The sequence below is a fragment of the Azonexus sp. genome (genome assembly GCF_036170495.1).
Taxonomy (GTDB): Bacteria; Pseudomonadota; Gammaproteobacteria; order Burkholderiales; family Rhodocyclaceae; genus Azonexus.
Genome location: NZ_JAVHPH010000256.1, coordinates 1 through 3,227 on the forward strand (window position 1 = coordinate 1; position 3,227 = coordinate 3,227).

At 58.9% G+C, this 3,227-nt stretch carries 7 protein-coding genes; 1 reads left to right on the plus strand and 6 read right to left on the minus strand.

Annotated elements, in window-relative coordinates; genetic code table 11:
- The 6 genes from ADADOO_RS09240 to ADADOO_RS09265 form a co-directional block, all read right to left on the minus strand.
- On the minus strand, nt 1-192 hold a 192-nt coding region (locus ADADOO_RS09240), incomplete at its 3' end, for a hypothetical protein (protein WP_511276939.1).
- Between the two features lie 63 nt (nt 193-255).
- Nucleotides 256-915 (minus strand): TetR/AcrR family transcriptional regulator, encoded by a 660-nt coding sequence (locus ADADOO_RS09245; RefSeq protein ID WP_511276941.1) that lies wholly within the window; start codon nt 913-915, stop codon nt 256-258.
- Between the two features lie 158 nt (nt 916-1,073).
- Complete coding sequence (locus tag ADADOO_RS09250) at nt 1,074-1,601, minus strand: dihydrofolate reductase (protein ID WP_511276943.1); 528 nt, start codon at nt 1,599-1,601, stop codon at nt 1,074-1,076.
- Complete coding sequence (locus ADADOO_RS09255; RefSeq protein ID WP_511276945.1) at nt 1,598-1,981, minus strand: dihydroneopterin aldolase; 384 nt, start codon at nt 1,979-1,981, stop codon at nt 1,598-1,600. Before ADADOO_RS09255 ends, ADADOO_RS09250 begins: the two co-directional genes overlap by 4 nt.
- 119 nt (nt 1,982-2,100) lie before the next feature.
- Nucleotides 2,101-2,502 carry a hypothetical protein gene (locus ADADOO_RS09260; protein ID WP_511276947.1) on the minus strand — a complete coding sequence of 134 codons (402 nt, stop codon included), beginning with the start codon at nt 2,500-2,502 and terminating at the stop codon, nt 2,101-2,103.
- A gap of 35 nt (nt 2,503-2,537) precedes the next feature.
- On the minus strand, nt 2,538-2,747 hold the full coding sequence (locus tag ADADOO_RS09265; protein WP_511276948.1) for a hypothetical protein: 210 nt from the start codon (nt 2,745-2,747) through the stop codon (nt 2,538-2,540).
- Between the two features lie 292 nt (nt 2,748-3,039).
- Here ADADOO_RS09265 and ADADOO_RS09270 point away from each other — a divergent pair.
- Nucleotides 3,040-3,227 (plus strand): enoyl-CoA hydratase-related protein (locus tag ADADOO_RS09270; protein ID WP_511276950.1); only part of this gene is annotated, 188 nt, incomplete at its 3' end.

Sequence of the window (3,227 nt, forward strand, 5' to 3'; positions counted from 1 at the left end):
CTCGCCCTCCCACCAGACGCTACCGGCTTCGAGTGCGTCGCGCTCGGTATCCGACATCTGCGGCAACACCTTGCGATAGGTGGAAAAAATGGGCCGGGTGATGATGCTTCGGCGCAAGGGCCGAATCAGGATCAACCCGGCCAAAGCCACCAGGGCTAACGCCCCGAGCAGAGGGATGAGGTTATTGAACATGCTGTTGTCTCCTTTTATGTCTTTTTAATTTTGGTCGTTTTTTGCCGTTGACCGTGGCATCCATCAAAACTGCGGCAATGGCGCCCGCAAGCCGCCGAGCAGGAAAGACATCAGGCGCGGCACCAGGCGATCCAGCCGATCGGTCGAATCCTCGTCCTCGATCTGCCAGTCGGTGACCAGGCGCAGGGCATCAGTACCGGCGATGGCGTAGGACGTAGCGCCGAGCATGAAATGAAAACGCCAGACAATCTCGGCCTTGGGCACCTCGGGCAGCGCCTTGAACAGCGCCTCCTTGTAGCGATCCATGACCGTCTGGTACTCGTGCGCCAGGAACGCGCGGATGAACTCGGAAGGTTCAGTCAGCGTCCGCCCGAGCAAGCGCAGAAAGGTCATACCGCCGCGGTTTTCGTCGCCAGCCATGCGCAACAGGGTGCCAAAAAAGGCATCGACGATGGCCGATGGCTTGACCGGCTGGCCGGCCGCCTCGGACTCCAGTTCATCGAGCACGCGCATCCGCTCGTCGTTGAGCCAATCGAGCCGACGCCGAAAGACTTCCTGCATCAACGACTCTTTGGAGCCGAAGTGATAATTGACCGCCGCCAGATTGACAGCAGCCTCGCCGGTAATCTGGCGCATCGATGTGCCCTCGTAGCCATGCGCCATGAACAAGCGCTCGCCGGCATCGAGAATGCGTTCGCGGGTATCGACAGTACGGACTTCCATGAGGGGCCTCTGCTTTCGTATAATTCATACGTTCGTTTTAATCATAGAAAAAACCACGGGCCAGCGCAAGCCTTTTTTAAGCAGTTTTTTTAAGCCTGAAACCTTATTTGGGCGCGGCTGATCAAGGAAGAATAAGCGGCCAACCGGGATTTCAAGATCTAATCAATATGCAGCGCCGGCAATGGGCGCGGGCTGAGCTGCCGATATTGCACGAAGCGACAGGTCACATCCCGATTGCTATGCCGCTCCCGAAAAACCTTGACCGACTCTTCATGAATCGGCCAGGCATCGAGCGGAATGTCAGCCGGAAAGGGCGTATCGCCGGAATACGCCTGTTCGATCCGGGTCAGGTAGAAACGATGGCAATAAGGCCAGGCCGCCGCGTAGATCGAAGCCCCGCCAATAACGAAAACCGGCTTGCCGGTCGCCAGCGCTGCCCGCAACCCCTCCTCCACCGAGGCCACACGGGTGCACCCCGGGCGCAAGGCCAGATCGGGCTGGCGACTGACGACGAAGGAGTCGACCGGCACCACATCCATCGACTCGTAAGTCAGGCGACCGATAACCAGCGCCGCGCCGGCCACGGTTTGTTCGAAATAGGCTAGTTCCTCGGGAATATCCCAAGGCAGCCAGCCGTCCAGGCCGAGCATGCCGTTGCTGGCCACTGCCCCGATAGCCGAGATCACCGCTGGCTCTTGGCCCACTGCTCGCGCGTCAGGGAAAGCGAAATGGCCGGCGTTCCCTGGCCGTTATAGACATGCGGCTTGCGCATCGACACATGCGCCGAACTGACGATGGCCATGCCGAAAATGGCGTTCATGACATCCAGAATGCTGGACTCCAGGCACTCGCAGTGCGCCTTGCCCTCCAGTTTTCGGATAGCCAGAAAGATCACCTCGTAATCGACCACCTGGCGAATATCGTGCGGGTCAGCCACGGCGTCCATCGGCGCCCAGGCATCGGCATGGACGAGCACCGCCTGCGGTCCGTGTTTTTCGAGCGGATTGCAGCCGGTACGCAATTGAACGGTGGCGTCTACAGAGGCACACCAATGGTTTTCAAGCACGAGTCGGATTCCTTTTATGTCATTCGATAGGGATAAGACAGAACGATACCAAAGCTGGTGCCAATCAGCAGGCAAAAAAACAGGCGCCGTAGCGCCTCGTTGCCGATCAACAAATCAGATCACGCCGTCACGTTGACCAGCGTTCCTGTCGGCTGGCCGGACGTATTGACGACCGGTGCCACGGTTGTCGTTGTCGCCACCCGCGGCGCCGACTGAAGCACCTGGCTGATCTGCGTTTGCAATTCACCCAGCTGGCTCTGTACTTCGCCAACCGAATTCAGGGTTGCCAGATTGAGTCTGGCCTGGCTGGCATCGCCTCGCGCCTGTTGCGACTCGACCTGCAACGAACGGGCATTTTCCTGCGCGCGATCGGCCACACTCTGTGCTGACTGTGCCTGAGCCTGCAAGGCCGCAGCCTGCTGCTCTGCCTGATCAGCATTACGCCGCGCCTGTTGCAACTGGAGTTGCGCCCAAAGCCCACTGCTGGCCGATTGAGCGCCCGATGCCGGCGACACTGCCATTTCGTCTCACCAACCGCCCGCTACGAATCCGCTTATCAGGCCGTCACGTTGACCAAGGTGCCAGTCTCCTGACCCTGCGCATTCTTGACCGGGCGCGCCGGCTCTTCGCTACGCTCGACCCGCTCTTCCGGCCGTGGCTCGCGCTTTTCGGCCTGTTGCACCTGCTGGACCTGAGTAGCCTGACTGCTCTGAGTGCCCGCATTGGCATACGCATTGATGCTGGAAGTCACTGATTGGATAGCCATCTTTTCACCTCAAAACGATAATTTCTGAACTAACTTTACACCATTCCGCCAAATATTCCAGAAGTATCCACTGCCACCAATACTCCAACAACAGCAAAATCAACAATCAATCTGATAACACTCTGACCACCGGTCATTTACACGCCGGGTCCGAGTTAACGATGCCACGGAGGCCGACTCAGACTACCATGACACCGGCGGCGATCCTGCCGCCAACGCCTTCTACCCCGATGCCGCCTGCCTGGCCAACCGCTTCGTAATGCAACCTCGCTACTACATTTGAGTTATCGCCATGAACTTCCAAACCATCACCTTCACGGTCGACGCCGGCATTGCCCGCCTGACCTTGAACCGTCCTGACAAACTCAACAGCTTTACCGGCGAGATGCACGCCGAGCTACGCATCGCGCTGGATCGCATCCAGAGCGACAAGTCCATCCGCGTTCTCGTGCTGAGCGGTGCCGGCCGCGCCTTCTGCGC

What these genes read in the sequence shown, in the direction of transcription:
- ADADOO_RS09265 (WP_511276948.1), bottom strand. Translation starts at nt 2,747, where the DNA reads ATGGCTATCCAATCAGTGACTTCCAGCATCAATGCGTATGCCAATGCG.
- ADADOO_RS09245 (WP_511276941.1), bottom strand. Translation starts at nt 915, where the DNA reads ATGGAAGTCCGTACTGTCGATACCCGCGAACGCATTCTCGATGCCGGC.
- ADADOO_RS09260 (WP_511276947.1), bottom strand. Translation starts at nt 2,502, where the DNA reads ATGGCAGTGTCGCCGGCATCGGGCGCTCAATCGGCCAGCAGTGGGCTT.